The sequence below is a fragment of the Streptomyces sp. NPDC002513 genome (assembly GCF_053595355.1).
Genome location: NZ_JBSFXK010000045.1, coordinates 45,721 through 63,329, shown reverse-complemented (window position 1 = coordinate 63,329; position 17,609 = coordinate 45,721). Strand labels below are relative to the sequence as shown.

Below are 17,609 nucleotides of genomic sequence, written 5' to 3'. Positions count from 1 at the left end.
CTCCACTCGCTACCCTGCACGTGAAAGGTGCCCCCACCCGCTCATGATCCAAGCCTTAGACAAGCCGGATCATCGCAGGTCACGGGGCACCTTTTGCAGTTCGTGACGCAACGTCACCACCCTGGGAATTCACGGTGAAACACCGAGGCTGGGGCCCTGATGGGCGGCCGGTCGGCGTCCCACACCCCCAGGCGTGGGTGCAGATCGCAGCCGTGTCCCGCGACCAGACCCGCAACACCATGACCCTGATGCCGTCCCTGATCTCGGACAAGATGATCGAGACGTACGGCATCAAGGCCGGGGCCGAGCTGATCCGCGCTAACGGCGGCCGACAGAGGCTCGAAGCGGTCACCTCGTCGTTCCGAGCCCTTGAGGGCGGCCGAGTCACGTTCACGGTGCTCAACGAAACGCACCACTGGGTGACCGGCAACAACGGCGACCGCATGTACGAGACGATCGACGGCAACGCCACCAAGAAGGACAGCCGTTACCTCGCGATCACGAACGCCTACCTCCCCGGGGAGGACAGCGTCGCCGAGAAGATGCGCGAGGCGTACGAGAAGATCCTTGACGGCCGGGCCGTGGACGTCGGCTTCATGTACGACAGCATCGAAGCCCACCCGGCGACTCCGCTGACGCCCGAGGCAATTCGGATCGTCCTGCCGAAGATCCGCGGAGACGCAGTGTGGCTGAGGGTCGAGACGATCCTTCAGTCGATCCTCGATACGACGATCGCGCCGTCGCGCTCCCGCCGCATGTGGCTGAACCAAATCGTCGCGAGCGAGGACGCGATTTACGGGCCTGCCGAGTGGGACGTTCTGCGGGACGACTCGAAGGTTCTCCAGCCCGGCGACGAGATCGTCATGGGCTTCGACGGCGGACTCCGAGACGACTCAACTTGCCTGATAGCGCTCCGCGTCAGCGACATGTGCGCCTTCATTATCGGGCTGTGGGAGAAGCCTGACGGCCCGCGCGGAGATGACTGGTCCGTCCCCCGTGGACAAGTCGACAGCGCTGTGCACGATGCGTTCCGGCTCTTCGAAGTGCAGGGTTTTTACGCTGACGTGGCGTTGTGGGAGAGCTACATCTCCGAGTGGTCTGACGCCTACGCCGAGGGCCTGGCAGTGAAGGCGCCCGGCAAGGACTCGATCGGCTGGGACATGCGGTCGAGCCTGAAGGCGTCGACCATGGCGCACGAGCGGCTGATGCGGTCGGTCTTCGACCGCAAACTCCTCCATGACGGCGACCGTCAACTCCGCAGGCACGCGCTGAATGCGCGGCGCCGCACCAATAATTACGGCATCTCCTTCGGCAAGGAAAGCAAGGACAGCCCTAAGAAGGTGGACGCGTACGCGGCCCTGATGCTCGCGCACGAGTGCCTATTCGACCTCCGCGCTCGCGGCAAGAAGGTCCGCAAGCGGACTGGGCGGGGCTTTTTCCTTTAACCGATTGCGAGAACTTAGCAAGGGTGGTGTTGCTTGGCTGCCTCCGTGTCTCCTGCCGCGCTCGCGCGGCAGCTCCTCGCCATCCTGAATCGGGACGGCGACCGGCTGAAGAGGGTCGACGACTACCTCCACGGCCGTCATGACGACCCGTACATGCCGCCGCAGGCCGACGACGAGTACCGGCTCCTCGCCCGCCGCGCGGTCTCGAACTGGATGCCGTTGCTCGTCGGCACCCCGGCCCAGGCCCTGTATGTCGATGGGTTCCGGCCGGGCAGCGCCGAGGACGGGTTGCCGACCGAGGTCGAGACGACCTCGCCGGAGTGGGAGCACTGGCAGCGGTCGCGTCTCGACGCTCGCCAGGCTGCCGTCTATCGCGGAGCCCTGGCGTACGGCCACGCCTTCACCGTTACCGAGCGGGACGACAAGGACGGACTGGTACGCACGAAGGGGCTGTCCGCGCTCCGGACGGCCGCTCTGTACGAGGACCCAGCGAATGATGACACCCCGCACGCGGCGCTGACGGTCACGGCCTGGCCCTCGGGCGATACGCGCGGCAAGGCGCGGATGTGGGATGCCGCGTACGAGTACGCCGTGACGTTCCGCGGCCTGGACGACGAGAAGAGCATCACGGTCGCCCCGCTGCGGAGACACGGATCGTCGGAGTGTCCGGTGACCCGGTTCGCCTCCCTCGTCGACCTTGAGGGGCGCACGCTCGGAGTGATCGAGCCGATGATCGCCCTGCAAGACCGAATCAATCAGACGATCTTCGACTTGCTCGTTGCGCAGACGTACGCCTCGGTGAAGGTCCGGACGGCCACGGGGATGGCGCCGCCCATTCAGCGCGACCCCGAAACGGGCGAACCGGTCCTCGACGAACAGGGCAACCCCATCCCCCTGCCGATCAACCACAACGCGCGCCGATTCCTCTTCGCCGAGGACCCGGACGTTCGTTTCGGAAGCCTCGACGAGACCCCTCTCGGCGGGTTCATCGACAGCGTGGACATGTCCATAAGGCACTTGGCCGCAGTCAGCCAGACCCCACCGCACCACCTACTCGGCCAGATCGCGAACCTGTCGGCCGAGGCCCTTCTCGCTGCCGAGACGGCCCTGAGCCGCAAGATCGCCGAGTTCCGTACGGCCTTCGGGGAGAGCTGGGAGAGGGTGTTCCGCCTGGCCGCCGAACTGGCCGGCCACTCCGCCATCGACTTCAAGGGCGAGGTCATCTGGCGCGACATGGAGTCGCGGTCTCTGGCTCAGGCAGCCGATGCTCTTGGCAAGCTCCGCGAGCAGCTCGGCATTCCTGCCCGTGGCCTGTGGCGACGAGTTCCCGGCGTAACGCAGACGGAGCTTGAGGACTGGGAGCGGACGGCCGAAGAGGACGACTCGGTGGGACAGTTGGCCACCGCGCTGACTCGCGCCACGCCTGAAGTCCCGGTCAAGCCTGCGGCGGCTGCGGCATGACCAGCGCAGCACGGCAGGCGGAGACCGATCGGGCATCAGCGGCATTCCACGCCGCGCTGAGCCAGATCGGCGCGAAGACCACAGCCGAAGCCCTATTCCTGTGGAACGAGGTCCCGGCCGAGCAACGCGCGGCAACGGCGTCGGGATGGCTGCGAAAGGCGATCACGCTCGTCATGTCGAGACGGCGCATGTCGCGCGACCTCGCTCGGGCCTACTACCGGCTCGCCCGCGCACTCCAGACCGGGCGCACCGTCGCTGACCCATACCACCCGGAGCCGACGCACGTCACGCTCGGCGACCTCCGGCGAGAGTTCGCGGCGCTGGCCGGCACCTATCTACCCGGCAACGATCAGGCGGGCGGGGCCGCGACCGGCGAGTCCGGGGAAGCCTCGCCCGCCCGTGATGACGAGTCTGGCCCCGCCGATCAAGATGCCCCGGAGGCACCCAAGGTCGACGACGGTCCGGACCTCGACGACGGAGACGACGACTGGGAGCGAGTGCTCGTCGAGGAGCTCGACGGACTCCGCGAAGAAGAGGAGCGCATCGAGCGGGAGGCAGAGGAGGAACTCCGCACGGTCCTGGATTCGCTCGGCACACAGAACCTCGACCGGCGGCTGTCCCAAGTCGACAACGAACAGGCCGCGAAGGACGCCGATCGCCAGCGCGCCGAGGCCCACCGTCAGGCGGGCGCCCAACAGGCCGCAGCCGCCAGCCGAGTTGCGATGAACGGCGGTCGGTCTGCCACGTGGAACCACATGCGGCGTGATCGCCGCTCCCTCGGGTACGTCCGGCTGTCGCGCACAGGGACGCCGTGCGGCTGGTGCGCGATGCTGATCAGTCGGGGCCCGGTCTACAAGAGCCGCGAGTCCGCCACCTTCGCGGACGGCGACCGCTACCACGACAACTGCCACTGCTACGCGATGCCGGTCTTCTCCTGGCAGCAGTACGGCTCATCCGAGCTGTTCGCCCTGTCCCGCGAGTACGAGGCCCTGTGGCCCAAGGTCACCCGAGGACTCAGCGGCAAGGCCGCGGTGAGCGCTTGGCGGCGCTTCATCCGCCAGAAGCAGCGCGAAGCACACAAGGCCGCAGCCCAGGAGGCGCGGCGATCCACGACCACAGCCCAGGAGGCGTGACCCGTGTCCGAACAGACCCCTGCCCCGACCGACGAGCAGACCAGCGAGAACGAGCAGCTCCAGGACGAATCGCCCTACTCGGAGCCGCAGGCCGGCGCCTCGGAAAGCGACCTCCCCGAGTGGGCGCGCAAGGAACTGACCAAGGTGCGGGGCGAGGCCGCCTCGTACCGCACGCGGCTCCGTGACGCCGAGTCGAAGCTCTCCGAGGCGAAGTTGCCGGAGGAGTTCGAGGCCGCGCTCGCCGAGGTCAAGACGAAGAACGCCGAGCTCGAACGCTCGGTCCTCGTCGGCTCGGTCGCCCGGAAGTTCGACCTCCCTGACGACCTCGCCTCCCGTCTGCGCGGCGAGACCCCCGAGGAGCTGGAGAGCGACGCGAAGGCGCTTCAGACGCTGCTCGCCCCGAAAGTCCCTGAATCCCTCGGTGGGGGCCTCACCCCGGCCGATGACGACGATGGAGAGATGGACCCGCGCGTTCTGGCGCGACGATCCCGGCGCTTTTAGCGCATTGAAGAAGCTTTCCCTCAACCCCTGAGCCGTCCGGCCGGGGGTTTTCTTATGCCCCCGGAGATGCACTTAATTGGCAACCGCACAGCACCAGGTCGTTAAGCCTCAGAAGCTGGTCAACACCGCAGTCGGAATGCTGGAGCAGGAACTCATCGTTCCGAACCTGTTCCAGAAGCAGGGCATCGACCAGTTCAAGGGTGCCGACAACGACACCATTTCCATGAAGGTGGAAGGGATTCTCCCGTTCCACGACTACGCATGGCGCAACGACCGCAGCCAGCCGATTCAGTTCGACGAGTACAGCGAGCGCAAGATCGCCGTCACGTTCGGCGGCAACAGCTACTCGGCTGTCAAGCTGACCGACGAGCAGAACGACTTCGACATCGACCAGTGGTCGAAGCTGCTCCGTCCCCAGGTCAAGGCGGTCTCACGAGGTCTCCAGCGCCGCGCGGTCAAGACCCTGACGGGCCAGGCGTACAACGTCACCATCGGCAACGCGAGCCAGAACCTTCGCTCCGCTCTCATCGAGGCACGGCGTGTACTCAACGCGTTCCACGCGCCGAAGGAAGGGCGATACCTCCTCGTCGGCTCCGACTTCGAGTCGGCTCTCCTCAACGACGAGAAGCTGAACCTGGCCCAAAACGTTGGTGATTCCGAGGCGGAATCCGCGCTGCGCACCGCGAGCCTTGGCGAGCGATTCGGTTTCCGGATCGTTGTCGACCAGACGATTCCGAGCGATGCAGCGTACGCGTTCGCTTCCAGCGGCTTCATCTTCCTCTCCGGGGCTCCGGCGGTTCCGCAGTCCGTTCCGTACGGCGCGACCACCAGCTTCGAGGGAATCGCGCTGCGCTGGATTCGCGACTACGACTCGATGTACCTCCAGGACCGCTCGGTCGTGAATGTCTACAACGGCTTCCGGAGCGTTACGGACGTCCTTGTCGGCTGGGACGAGGCCGCCGAGAAGGAGATCATCAGCTCGCAGGAGCACTTCGTGCGCGGCATCAAGCTCACTCTCGACGGCAAGAGCGACTACCCCGAGGCCGCCTCCGAGCTGGCCAAGATCACGGGCGTTTCCGACGCGAAGGTCTGGACTCCGAGCGGTCCGAAGGCCGAGGACGACCCGGCCAACGCCTGATTCACCGCCTCGCAGGGGCCGGTGCCGTGTGCGCCGGCCCCTGCTTGACCTGCCCGAAAGGAGGTCGACGCGTGGCGTACGCAACGCTCGACGAGCTCAAGGGCCGCCTCGACTGGGAGTTGGACGAAGACGAACTCCGCATCGCCTCAGCCGCGTTGGAGGATGCCTCCGACTTGGCGGTGACGTACGGGCGGGAGTGGCCGGAGGCCACGGCTCCTCGCCTGGTGAAGACGCTCGTGCTGAAGTCCGCGGCAAGGTACATGCGCAACCCGAACGGCTACACGCAGAGCCGGGCGGGAGACGAGACGCTCGCCTGGTCGGACATCGGCCGCGACGCGGGCTCCATCTACTTCACGCGCGAGGAGATCCGACTCCTGGAGGAGCTTGCCGGTCGTAGGCGGGGCCTCAGCAGCGTCCCCGTCTCGGCCTGGGGTACGCGGCTCCGCCCTGGCCGATCCTCGGTCCCCGTCGACTACGGCGGCGACCCGTTTCCCTTGTTCGCCGACGAGACGAGCCCCTGGTGAGCGTGCAACGGCGGCGCGGCCAGAGGGCACGCGTCTGGCGAACGGTCGAAGTCGTTGACAACCGAGGCAACACGGTCGTCACCGCTGCCCCCGAAGGGCCGATCGAAGTCCGCGCGGCCTTCATCCCCCAGCGCTCTTCCAGGGCGGAGGTGCCGGGTCAGCAGCAGATCAACGTGACCAGGATGATCGTGAACGCCGCGCTGGAGGGCGTCTCCCTCTGGTCACGCGTGGAGTACAACGGCCGCGAGTGGGACATCGTGTCCCCTCCCGCCTACCACCACGGCGATCGCCGCACCCGTCACTGGAGCATCGACATACGGGAGCGTCCCTGATGGCACAGGTCTACCGCAGTGTGGGCGGCAGAAAGCTCTCGAAGGTCATTGCCCTGAACGAGGGCGTACAGGCAGAGCTCGAAGCGAGGACGTTCGAGATCGCCGTCCGCGCGGAGGAGATCCTCCAGCAGCACCGCGCCGACGGTCATTCCGAAATCGTCGTCGAAGAGGGCAAGGTCGACAAGTACGTTATCCTCTCCGATGATCGCGGCCAGAGAGCCGCTATGTCGATCGAGTACGGGCGCAAGGCTTCCGTGGTCGTCCGCAAGGACAAGCACGGCAACGAGTTTCTTGATGTCGTGCCCGAGATGGATGGCTTGTACGTCCTGGCCACCGCATCGAACTTGCCCAAGAAGCGGAAGGGCAAGGTGAAGGTCGACTAAGTGGCCGGCATACCAGACCGCATAAAAGCCCTCGCGGAGCTCTCCCCCGTTGAAGACCTCTTGCTCGCAATCTTGCGCAAGGGGCTCCCGGGAATTCGCGTGAAGACTCTCATCGACCAGCATGAGGCGTTTCCTCTGGTGCTGGTCCGCCGTGATCCATCCTTCGGTGAATGGTCCGCCGACACGCGCTTCACGGACTCGGCGCGCGTCGTGATCAACGCGTTCGCGCCCGACCCGAACGGTGACGAAGACGCCGCGATCCTCTCCGAGGCCGTACGCGTCACCCTGCGGGATGCCTGGCTCAAGCCCCAAGTCATCCCAGGTCGGGGCCACATCACCCGCGTCGACATGAACTCCTCCCCCCGTCGGGCGAGCGACTGGGCCACAGCCACCGGGCCCGTGCAGTACGCGGATCTGCCCACCGGTGTGTGGCGCTACGAGTCGATCTACGACATCCAGATCCGGAAGCCGCGGACGCGCCCCTACCCCCTCCCTGAGATTCCCTAGTAAGGAGTGCGCCCCTTGGCGCTGAACGACAATGCAACCCTTGTCGTTGGGAGTGGCAATTACCTGACCGCGCCGGTCGGTACCGCCATGCCCGATGACCTTCTGGTGCCCGTTTCCCCGTGGCAGTCCGTTGGCCACACGAGTCTTGAGGACGTTTTCGGCATCACGTCCGAAGGTGGCGAGGCCACCACTATCGGCACGCTCCAGAACAAGTCTCTGCGAACGAAGTATTCGGCTCGTACTGAGACCATGACCTTCACGCTTCAGCAGTTCGACACGACTGGACTGAAGCTCTACTTCGGCGCCAACGCGCCGATCCTTCCGGATGGTTCGGTCGGCGTGCCTGCCGATCCGGTGCCCACTCAGTCGGCATTTCTCGCCATCTTCATCGACGGTGAGAACCACTTTGCGTTCTACGCCCCCAAGGCGGAGATTTACCGCAACGACGACATGGCGATTGCGGATACCGAGTCTCTCGCGGGTCTGCCGCTCGGCGTGAAGCCGATGACGCTCGGCAACAACTCCTGGACGTACGCGGTGACTCCGCTCGGCGGAACGGTTGCGACCGGTGCTACGGCCGGTTCGCCTGGCACGTACACCCCGGCCGGAGCCGTCGCCCCTGTTGACCTCGCCGCCCTCGGCGCGGTGATCGCCACCCCGTCGAGCGCTTGGACTGTCGGTCAGCACGTCGTGCTCGGCGACAGCTCGAAGGCGCACTGGGACGGCTCGAACTGGGCGACCGGCCCGGCCGCCTGACCCCTTCCCAGCCCCCGGTGCGAGCGCACGCGGACCCCGCTCGCACCGGGCTCTCTCCCCATTTCTCGGTCCGCCCCAACTTTCGGAGGTCCGCACCCCCATGGCTTCTTTCTCCCTCGACAACATCCGCGCCGCTGCCGAGGCCAAGTACGGCAGCACGGACATCGAGCTCGGCGACGACACCGTTCGCCTCCTCAATCCGCTCCGCCTGCCGAAGGCGAAGCGCACGGCGCTCTCGCAGCTCCAGGACCGTATGGGCGGCGAGGACGCCGACCAGGAAGAGCTTCTGTCCGAGGCGATCCGTCTCGTCGCCGAGCACCCGAGGGCTGCTGACAAGCTCCTCAAGGCAGTTGGCGGCGACCTCGCTGTCCTGGCCGAGATCTTCGACCGGTACGGGAAGGGTGCCCAGGTGGGGGAAGCCTCGGCCTCTGCCGCCTGATCGACGACTACGGCGAGGGCCTGTACGCGGACCTGCGCTTCTACTACGGCGTTGATCTCGCCGACGTGATCGCAGGTCGCGGGCCCTCGCCCGCGTTGGTCCTCGCCTTGGTGCAGAGGCTGCCTGACACCTCCTTGACCGTCGCCCTCGCGTCCGGCGGCCGGGAGCACTTCGGCTGGGGCGTCGATCGCCACATGGCCGCAGACATCTTCGACGCGGTGAACCAGAACACGCGTGCCACGGGCCAGTGGGGCAAGGGCAAGGCCCCGAAGATCCCGCCGTTCCCCCGCCCGCAGATCAAGGCCAAGGTCAAGCCGAAGGCCGGAAAGCGGGCCGCTTCGGTGGCCGCGATCTACAAGCACTTTCAGCGGAGGTAGCCCTTGGCAACGGGGCAGATCATTGGCCGCGTCGCCGTCAAGGTTCTCCCTGACACGAGCGACTTCCGCAAGCGGGCGGAGCGTCAGCTCGAACGCGTCGAGCAGCAGCTCAAGTTGACGGTCGCAACGAAGATCGACATGAGCGGTGCGTCGAAGGAGTTCGTCGAGGAGCTCCGGAAGATCAACAAGCGGAACAAGCAGTCCGACGCCCGCAAGATCAGGTTCTACACGACGATCAGCACCGACGGCATGGCGACCGCCGTGCGGAACGCCGCCCGCGAGCTACAGCACCGGGCGAACAGTCAGAAGATCGATTTCAAGGTCGATGACCTCAAAGCGGCCGGCAAGGTCGAGCTGGAGCTCGACGAGGAGTCCGCCCGCAGGGTCAAGCACAAGCTCAAGGACTGGGCCGACGACCTCAGCCCGCTGAAGATCAAGGTCGAGCTCGACATCCCCAACGGGGCCGGGGCCCGCATCTCCGCTCGGCTCCAGGTGCTCACGCGTCCGCGCACTGTGCCGATCGTGCCGAAGCTGGACAGCACCGCCGTCACGAAGGTGGCGACCGCGCTGGCAGCGCTGTCGGGTGCCCGCGTGCTGAACCGGATGTTCGAGAGGCTCAGCAACACCCTCAAGAACCTGGACAAGAGCGTGCCGGTCATCGGCTCACTGGCCTTGGCCATCGCGGGCCTGGCCGGGTGGGGCCTCTCCGCCGCGAGCAACCTGGCCGCGCTGTCGTCGAGCCTCGCCTCGATCGGCGCGACCTCGCTTCTCCTGCCCGGCCTCCTCGGCGGCATGGCGGTCGGCCTCGGTACGACGATCGCCGCGTTCAAGGACTTCAACAAGGTCCTGCCGGAGGTCAAGACCCAGCTCTCGGCACTCCAGGACACCATCTCCGAGAACTTCTGGGCGAAGGCCGCGGAGCCCATCCGCACGATGGTCGACGAGCTCCTCCCGGAGTTCACGGCCGGTGTCGCCAAGACAGCCACCCAGCTCGGCGGATTCTTCAGCGGTCTCGCCAAGTCCCTTCAGGGCGCGCTCGATCCGGCCCTGAACCAGATGTTCACCGACCTCTCGTCGTCGATCAACATCGCTACGAGCGGCACGAACGCCTTCGCGAACATCATCGCCGTCCTCGGCAAGGTCGGCACCAGCTACCTGCCGTCGCTGGCTCAGTGGTTCGTCGACATCTCGGAGCGCTTCTCCGACTTCCTCACCAAGAGTGAGGGGAACGGCAAGCTCAAGGGCTGGATCGACGAAGGAATCCAGTCCCTCAAGGATCTGGGGTCGGTCCTCTTCAACGTCGGTGGGATTTTCGCCGGCATCAGTCGCGCGGCCGAGGCTGCGGGCGGCTCCTCGCTCGGCATGATGGCCGACACCCTCGAAAAGATCCACACGACAGTGGACAGCGAGGGCTTCCAGACCGGCCTGACCAACGTCTTCGCCGCAGCCCACACGGCGATGAACGCCATCGCCACCCAGTCGGGCCCGGCGGTCAAGAACCTCTTCGCTGAGCTCGGCAACCTTCTCACGGAGCTTCTGCCGCAAGTCGGCGAGATCATCGGCACCGCCCTGGACGCGGTCGCCTCGGCACTGGCGCAGCCAGCTGTGACCGAGGGCGTCAAGGCGATGTTCAACGGCATTCAGACTGCCGTCGAGGCCCTCGCCCCGGCCATGGCCCCGCTGGGCCAGGCGCTCGGCGCGCTGATGCAGGTAATCGGCGCGTTCGCCGCGATGCTCGGCCCGCTGATCGCAGCCGCGCTCGTTCCGTTGGCCAATGCGTTCACGGCGCTGGCGCCGTCGATCACGCCGATCATCCAGCTCCTCGGTGGTGCGCTGACGCAGGCGATCCAGGCCATCGCGCCAGTCCTGACGCAGCTCGTCCCGGTGATCGGCCAGGCCCTGAGCGGTGCCTTCCAGTCGCTGAGCGGCATCCTGCCGACCATCGCCGAGGCATTCGGGCAGATCGTCACGGCGATGGCACCGGTCATCGCCCAGCTCGTGAGCGCGCTCGCGCCGATCCTGCCGATCATCGCGCAGCTCTTCGCACAGATCTTCGCGGCACTCGCGCCGCTCGTGTCGACCCTGGCATCCGCGCTGGCGCCGATCCTTCCAGTCCTGTCGGAAGCTCTCCAGCAGGTACTGACGGCACTCCAGCCGATCATCCAGGTCGCGCTACAGATCATCACGGCAGTCATCCAGCCGCTGTTGCCGATGCTGAGCGAGGTCATCCAGTCGGTTCTTCCGCCGCTGGCTGACGCAATTCAGCGACTGCTCGAAGCGCTCCAGCCGGTGTTCGACACCCTGCTCAAGGTCGTCAACATCCTGATGCCGGTCCTCGTGCCGGTCATCCAGTTCATCGTCGAGCTGCTGGCCAAAACGCTGGTCGACGCGGTCAACGGCGTTGCCCTGGTCTTCGAGGGCCTCGTCGAGATCGTGACGGGTGTCTGGGACACCATCGTCGGCGTCCTGAAGATCGCCTGGGGCTTGATCGAGGGCCTGTTCACCGGCAACTTCAGCACGCTGAAGGAGGGCTGGTCTCAGTTCTGGTCCGGCATCTGGAGCTTCGTCAAGGGCATCTGGGACACCATCCTCGGCGCGTTCAAGACCTTCTTGAGCGTCGGCATCCTCGGTGCGGCCAGCAAGGGCCTCAAGGCCATCGGCGCCGCGTTCAAGGCGGGCTGGAAGGCCGTCCTGGAGTTCGGCAAGTCCGCCTGGTCGGCCATCACCAGCGGCTTCAGCTCCTTCGGCTCGTTCCTCGCCAACCTGGGCCGCTCGATGATGTCCCGTCTCGGCAGCCTGTTCTCCGCGGGCTGGTCGGCGATCAAGGACGTGGCCGGTAGGGCAATGTCCGCGCTCGGCCGGGCGATCTCCACGGGCATCACCGAGACGATCGGGTTCGTCCGACAACTGCCCGGCAGGGCCAAGGACGCGCTGAGCAACCTCGGTTCGACACTCGTCGGCGCAGGCAAGGCGCTGATCCGGGGCCTCATCGACGGCATCAAATCCATGTTCGGCGCGGTCAAGAACAAGCTCGGCGAGCTGACCTCGAAGCTGACCGACTGGAAGGGACCGGCACCGAAGGACGCCGTACTCCTCTATGACGCCGGTCGGCTGATCATCAAGGGCCTGGTCAAGGGCCTGGAGTCGGAGTTCGACAGCGTCAAGGCGGCGCTCAACGACCTCACGGCGCAGATCCCCGCGAACGCCTCTCAGGGCCTGAAGGACCGGATCAACAGAGACCGCGCCCAGCTCCTGAAGCTCGCAGCCCAGTGGGATGGCGGAGCCAAGAAGCTCGAAGCCGCCCGTGACAAGCTCGACAAGCTCCGCGAGGAGGCCGCGGACTACGCGTCCCGCGTGGCAGACAAGATCGTCGACACGGGCAATGTGACCCGCTTCGAGGACTCCACGGTCCAGGGCATCGTCACCGGCCTGCAAACGGCAGTCGACCAGGCCAAGCGGTTCGCGCGTGCTCTGGCCGATCTCAAGGCCAAGGGTCTGAATCAGACGGCCATCGACCAGATCGCCAGTGCCGGGCCGGAGGCAGGGCTCTCTGCGGCCGAGTCGATCGCGGCGGCCGGCAAGGACGGCATCGCCGAGATCAACCGTCTGCAAGACGAACTCGCGAAGTACGGCAAGCAGGCGGGCAAGACCGCCTCGGACGCGATGTACGCCAACGGCATCGCCATAGCCGAGGGCCTGGTCAAGGGCCTGGAGGCGCAGCAGAAGTCCATCGAGAAGCAGATGCTCAAGATCGCTGATGCCATGGTGGCGGCGATCAAGAAGAGCCTCGGCGTTCACTCGCCCTCGCGCGTATTCGCAAAGCTCGGCGGCTTCGTCGGCCAGGGCTTCGCCAAGGGCATCGAAGGCGAGTCCGACCGCGTGGCCAAGGCTGTCGACGCCATCACGGCCCGCCCCGGCTCGGCGGACTACGCCAGCGCCGCCCGCTCCGTCTCGGCCGCCGTGTCACACGGACTCGGCGCGGGCTCCTCTGGCACGGTGACCAAGGTTCTCAACTACTACGCGGCCCCAGGGGCGTCGCTCAGCTCCGAAGAGGAGCTGTTCGCCGCAACCGGCCGCGCACGAATGGTGGGGTGGTGAGTGACTGCACTCCTACTGCAAACCGAGCGTGACGCGCTCGATCTGAACGGAGTGGCAGGGCAGGGTTCGGGCTTCCAGGCCACGGCCGGGCTGACCGGCCTCGGCCTGCCCTCCGTGTCCGCACAGTGGCTGGAGGGCGCGGGGGACGGCTCGCGCTTTCGAGGTCAGCGGGTCCTCTCCCGCGACTTGGACATGCCTCTCGACATCGTGGGCCGGGACAGGAAGCACCTGCGGCAGCTCATCTCTCGTCTCGCGCGGGCGGTGGCCGGGGAGTGCTCCCTCGTCCTGGTCGACGACGAGGGCGTTCGCTGGACGACACCCGTGTACCGCACGGGCGGCGGAGACATCGAGCTCAGCAACGGCAACGACCTGCAAACCGTCATCTCCTTCCGCGCTCCGGACCCGTACTTCACCGCCGGAACCGTCTCCACCCAAACCGTGGGTGGCGATGCCGGCAGTCAGCCGTTCCTCTCGTCGCTTGTCTCCCTGCCCCTCGCGGCCTCGCAGGCGATCGGCGAAGTGCAGCTCGACAACATCGGCGACGCTGACGCCTACCCGAAGTGGGAGGTGTACGGACCAGGCCGCGAACTGACCGTGGTCTCACCGACCGGCGAGACGCTCCAGTGGCACGGCACGCTCTCCGCCACGGAGAAGCTGATCGTGGACGTACGGGCCGGAACCGTGAAGGACGGCACCGGGGTCAACCGGTACGCCGACCTCGCGCCGGCCCCCCGATTCTGGACCGTGCCCCCTGGCACGTCGACCGCGAGCGTGAGCCTCCTCGACACCACTGCGGCCTCCAAGGTCGTGTGCTCGTGGAGGCCGCGCCGATGGATGGTGATCTGACCTGAAGCTCAGTGACCTCACCATCGAGGTCCGCGACAAGTCCCTTACCCGTCTCGGCCTGATTCGGCCGGAAGACCTCTCGCTGGAGATCCAGGACCAGTTCAACAACGTCGGCACCTGGAAGCTGACACTCGCCTCGGAGCATCCGCTCGCTAACGCCCTCCGCGTACCGGGCGCTGGCCTGATCGTCACAGGGCCCACCGACGTGCTGATGTCCGGGCCTGTCACCACGTCCGAGTACGCGGCCACGCCCGAGGACCGACGCGGCAGCATCGTCTTCGACGGCGTGTCCGACACGGTGATTCTGCTCGACATGCTCGCCTGGCCCGAGCCGTCCAACCCCGACGTGACCAAGCAGTCGACTGGCCACGACGAGCGCACTGGCCCGGCCGAGAGCCTGATGCACGCCTACGTCAACGCCAACTGCGGACCGGCGGCACCAGCCGCACGGCGTAGAGCGGGGCTGGTCATGGGGACTGACCAGGGTCGTGGGCCGGTCATTTCGAAGTCGGCCCGGTTCCCAACGCTCGGCGAGTTGCTGACCGTCATCGCGGTCGTGGCGGACCTGGGCTTCCGCATCGTCCAACGTGGCGCCCGGCTCGTCTTCGAGACGTATCAGATCGCGGATCGCACCAGGGAGGTACGGCTCGACGTATTGGCGGGCACCCTCGCAGGCCAGCGTGTCTCGGTCTCGACGCCTGGCGCGACCCGCGTCATCGTCGCGGGCCAGGGTGAGCAGCGGGACCGGACCTTCGTTCCCGTCGACAACGAAGATTCAGTGGGTGCCGAAGCGGACTGGGGCCGCCGGATCGAGCGCTTCGTCGACCAGCGCAACACCAACAACCTCGACGAGCTCACGCAGGCCGGCAACGAGGTCCTGGCGGACGAGGGCTTCACCTCCACCGCAGTGCAAGCCGTACCGGTTGAGGACTCCGCTGCCGAGTTCGGAGTCGACTGGGGGCTCGGCGACCGCGTGAGCGTCGTCGCTGGCGGCCAGGAGCTGACAGCCCCGGTGACCGGAATGGTCATCAAGGTCAACGACGGCGGCTTCCAGGCCGGAGCGCTCCTTGGCGACCCTTCCGGTTTCGACCCGCTCGCGGCTTCCGCTCAGCATGCCCAGAGCACCGAACGCCGAGTATCCGCCTTGGAGCGGTCCGCGGAGGCACCTTCGGGCGCGGGCGGAACTCCCGGACCGCAAGGGCCTCCAGGTGAACCCGGCGTCATCCAGAAGGTCAACGGCAGAACCGGCACGGAGATCACCCTGCTCGCGTCGGATGTCGGGGCGATTCCCTCCGACTATCGCGGTGCGGGCGGGGGCGTGGCCGCACTCGACGCGAACGCCAAGCTGGAGACGTACCAGATACCCGACCTCGGCACCGCATACATCAAGACCAACGTCAAGGGAGCGGCCAACGGCGTCGCCTCTCTGGACGCGGCTGGGAAGATCCCTCTCGCTCAGCTTCCGGAAGTGTTCCTCCCGTCCAACCTTGGCTTGAAGGCGTGGGCCTTTGACCCGGCGACCGGAGCATCGGACTACAAGTACCCCTCGTCCGGTTCTCTCCGCATCACGGCGGTGCCGATCCACGCCACGACCACCGTCTCCAAAGTCGTCTGGCACTTCTTCGGGTACGCCGGAGGGCTCCTCGCGGGCTCGAACGCCGGGATCTTCAACGGGGCCGGCACGCGACTGGCTCAAGTTGGCGACATGACCGGCACCACGAAGGTGCCCGGCGTACATAACGTCGGAGGTGCGACGGTCGCCGCGCCACTCACCACGAGCGTCTCCCTGACGCCCGGGATCTACTACGTGGCCTGGTGGTTCAAGTACAGCGCGAACCCCATCGACGGCCCAGCCATGCTCATCGCCGACTCCGCCGCGAGTGCTCCGCCTGGCCGGTTCGGGTTGAACAACATCCATCGCTTCGGGGTCATCTCGTCCATGTCGAGCTTCCCGACGACGCTCAACTTCAACTCCTTCGAAGGCGGCCCGAACCGGTTCTGGGCCGCCCTCGCGTAACGAAAGGACTCGCCCCAGTGGCGAAAAACTCGTACCCCTTCGATGGGCAGGCCACGACCGAATCCCAGTACAGCCGCCTCTTCCGCGAATTCCAGGACTCAGGAGTCGTCGGCACAGCTGACGGCCTGGACCTCAAGGTCTATGCGGACGGGTCCGGGATGAAGGTCTTCGTGCAGCCGGGCTTCGCGATCCTGCGCGGGCACGCGTTCTTCTCCACCGCCGTCGAGACGCTGAACATCGACGCGGCCGACAGCGCCGAGCGCCGGGACCGCGTGGTCCTGCGTCTGGACCCCACGGCGAACAGCATCAACCTGGCCGTCCTGAAGGGGGTGGCCGGGGGTGACGCCATCAACGTGACGCAGACCGATACCGATATCTACGAGCTGTCCCTCGCGCTGATTCGGGTGTCCCCCGGTACGACGAACATCGCGGCTGACGCCGTGATCGAAGCGCGGCGCTACTCCGGATCGCGCGTGGGCACGTGGACGACGAATACCCGGCCGACAACGCCGCGCGTCGCCCAGCTCGGCCTGAACCGCAACACGAAGGCGTGGGAATACTGGGACGGCTCGTCCTGGGCGGACCTCGCCCCCATGGTCACGTGGTCGAGCATCTCCGGCCGTCCGGCCGCCTTCGCCCCGGCAGCCCACTCGCACGACTGGGCCGACGTCGCAGGGAAACCAGGCACGTTTCCTCCATCGAGCCACACACACGACTGGGGCTCGATCTCCGGGAAGCCCTCGACGTTCGCCCCCGCGACGCACTCGCACTCGTGGTCGTCGATCACGAGCAAGCCCTCGACGTTCCCTCCGAGTTCCCACTCGCACGGCTCGTACCTGGAGGCCGGCGACACGATCGCCTGGGCGAACGGCTCCAAGCAGCCGCACAGCCGTGGCGTATCCGGCTCCGGCACCTACTACGCCGTGTGGGTTCGCGGCGACGGCGGCTTTTGCCGGAACACCTCCTCGATCAAGTTCAAGGAGAACGTCCGGGATCACGAGATCGCCCCCGATGACGTGCTCGCCTTGCGCCCGGTTGTCTACGACCGGAAGCCGGAGAACGGGCAGCCCGGACAGAAGAACGAGGTCGGGCTGATCGCGGAAGAGGTCGAGAAGACCCTTCCGTGGCTCGTGAACTACCTGGGCGGCGAGGTCGACGGTCTCCGCTACGACCTGCTTGGCGTCGCTCTTCTATCCGTCGTCCAGGACCAGGAAGCACGCATCAAGGCCCTGGAAGCGCGGCTCGCGGGGCCCGCCCGGTGATCGAGCCGAGCGTCCAAGTCGCCCTGGTCTCAGCGTGCGGCACCGTAACCGTCGCCCTGGTAGGGGTCCTGGTGGAGCTCGTACGCCGCCAGGGCCAGGCACTGAGCGAAGTACGCGAACACACCGAAGAGGCCCGCCACCAGGTCGCCAACACGCACAGCACCAACCTGCGCGACGACGTGGACCGCGTACTCGACGGCATGGAGCAGCTCCTCGCGGGCCAGCTCCGCCATGACGAGGCCCTCGGCCGGCACGGCGACGAGATCAATGCCCTGCGCCGCGAGATGGCTCACGAGCGTGTCGAGCGCCTGGCCGTCGCCGAGCGCCTCGACAACCACCTGTCCGCCAACTGACCTACCTCCCAGGCCCCTTCTCCATTCCGGAGAGGGG

Annotated in this window: 17 protein-coding genes; all 17 read left to right on the top strand. The window is 66.7% G+C overall.

Translation table 11 applies throughout. The features are described from left to right. Positions 1-197 precede the first annotated feature (197 nt). Positions 198-1,445: a terminase gene (locus ACWD5Q_RS25605; RefSeq protein ID WP_451429378.1), complete on the top strand. Its 1,248-nt coding sequence runs from the start codon at positions 198-200 to the stop codon at positions 1,443-1,445. 33 nt (positions 1,446-1,478) lie between these two features. Beyond that, the gene (locus ACWD5Q_RS25600) at positions 1,479-2,906 is read left to right on the top strand and encodes a phage portal protein (protein WP_451429377.1); all 1,428 of its coding nucleotides are present in this window, start codon (positions 1,479-1,481) and stop codon (positions 2,904-2,906) included. Next, entirely contained in the window at positions 2,903-4,039 is a 1,137-nt protein-coding gene (locus ACWD5Q_RS25595; protein ID WP_451429376.1) for a VG15 protein, read from the top strand. The genes ACWD5Q_RS25600 and ACWD5Q_RS25595 overlap by 4 nt, the downstream gene beginning before the upstream one ends. Before the next feature lie 3 nt (positions 4,040-4,042). Next, entirely contained in the window at positions 4,043-4,540 is a 498-nt protein-coding gene (locus ACWD5Q_RS25590; RefSeq protein WP_451429375.1) for a hypothetical protein, read from the top strand. A 76-nt stretch (positions 4,541-4,616) separates the two neighbouring features. Further along, on the top strand, positions 4,617-5,678 hold the full coding sequence (locus ACWD5Q_RS25585) for a hypothetical protein (RefSeq protein WP_451429374.1): 1,062 nt from the start codon (positions 4,617-4,619) through the stop codon (positions 5,676-5,678). A gap of 71 nt (positions 5,679-5,749) precedes the next feature. Then, a complete protein-coding gene (locus tag ACWD5Q_RS25580) occupies positions 5,750-6,202 on the top strand; it encodes a hypothetical protein (RefSeq protein WP_451429373.1) in 453 nt (150 codons plus the stop codon). Beyond that, on the top strand, positions 6,199-6,534 hold the full coding sequence (locus tag ACWD5Q_RS25575; protein WP_451429372.1) for a phage head completion protein: 336 nt from the start codon (positions 6,199-6,201) through the stop codon (positions 6,532-6,534). The genes ACWD5Q_RS25580 and ACWD5Q_RS25575 overlap by 4 nt, the downstream gene beginning before the upstream one ends. After that, complete coding sequence (locus ACWD5Q_RS25570; RefSeq protein WP_451429371.1) at positions 6,534-6,917, top strand: DUF5403 family protein; 384 nt, start codon at positions 6,534-6,536, stop codon at positions 6,915-6,917. The genes ACWD5Q_RS25575 and ACWD5Q_RS25570 overlap by 1 nt, the downstream gene beginning before the upstream one ends. A 99-nt stretch (positions 6,918-7,016) precedes the next feature. Further along, positions 7,017-7,424, top strand: a complete 408-nt coding sequence (locus ACWD5Q_RS25565) for a hypothetical protein (protein WP_451429370.1) — start codon at positions 7,017-7,019, stop codon at positions 7,422-7,424. A 15-nt stretch (positions 7,425-7,439) separates the two neighbouring features. Further along, positions 7,440-8,180, top strand: coding sequence for a phage tail tube protein (locus ACWD5Q_RS25560; RefSeq protein ID WP_451429369.1), 741 nt, complete (start codon positions 7,440-7,442; stop codon positions 8,178-8,180). Between the two features lie 100 nt (positions 8,181-8,280). Then, the gene (locus tag ACWD5Q_RS25555) at positions 8,281-8,619 is read left to right on the top strand and encodes a phage tail assembly protein (RefSeq protein WP_451429368.1); all 339 of its coding nucleotides are present in this window, start codon (positions 8,281-8,283) and stop codon (positions 8,617-8,619) included. A 110-nt stretch (positions 8,620-8,729) separates the two neighbouring features. Then, on the top strand, positions 8,730-8,996 hold the full coding sequence (locus tag ACWD5Q_RS25550) for a hypothetical protein (protein WP_451429367.1): 267 nt from the start codon (positions 8,730-8,732) through the stop codon (positions 8,994-8,996). A 3-nt stretch (positions 8,997-8,999) separates the two neighbouring features. Continuing rightward, a complete protein-coding gene (locus tag ACWD5Q_RS25545) occupies positions 9,000-13,094 on the top strand; it encodes a phage tail protein (protein WP_451429366.1) in 4,095 nt (1,364 codons plus the stop codon). Next, complete coding sequence (locus ACWD5Q_RS25540) at positions 13,095-13,940, top strand: phage tail family protein (RefSeq protein ID WP_451429365.1); 846 nt, start codon at positions 13,095-13,097, stop codon at positions 13,938-13,940. It begins immediately after the preceding gene. A 1-nt stretch (position 13,941) separates the two neighbouring features. After that, positions 13,942-15,957, top strand: coding sequence for a siphovirus ReqiPepy6 Gp37-like family protein (locus ACWD5Q_RS25535; RefSeq protein ID WP_451429381.1), 2,016 nt, complete (start codon positions 13,942-13,944; stop codon positions 15,955-15,957). Positions 15,958-15,974: 17 nt separating this feature from the next. After that, positions 15,975-17,219, top strand: a complete 1,245-nt coding sequence (locus ACWD5Q_RS25530) for a tail fiber domain-containing protein (protein WP_451429364.1) — start codon at positions 15,975-15,977, stop codon at positions 17,217-17,219. Beyond that, positions 17,216-17,572 (top strand): DUF2746 domain-containing protein, encoded by a 357-nt coding sequence (locus tag ACWD5Q_RS25525; protein WP_451429363.1) that lies wholly within the window; start codon positions 17,216-17,218, stop codon positions 17,570-17,572. Before ACWD5Q_RS25530 ends, ACWD5Q_RS25525 begins: the two co-directional genes overlap by 4 nt. The last annotated feature ends 37 nt before the right edge of the window (positions 17,573-17,609 follow it).

Bases quoted from the DNA above. Each gene is read 5' to 3' on its own strand.
- ACWD5Q_RS25595 (WP_451429376.1), top strand. From the start codon at position 2,903: ATGACCAGCGCAGCACGGCAGGCGGAGACCGATCGGGCATCAGCGGCA.
- ACWD5Q_RS25555 (WP_451429368.1), top strand. From the start codon at position 8,281: ATGGCTTCTTTCTCCCTCGACAACATCCGCGCCGCTGCCGAGGCCAAG.
- ACWD5Q_RS25570 (WP_451429371.1), top strand. From the start codon at position 6,534: ATGGCACAGGTCTACCGCAGTGTGGGCGGCAGAAAGCTCTCGAAGGTC.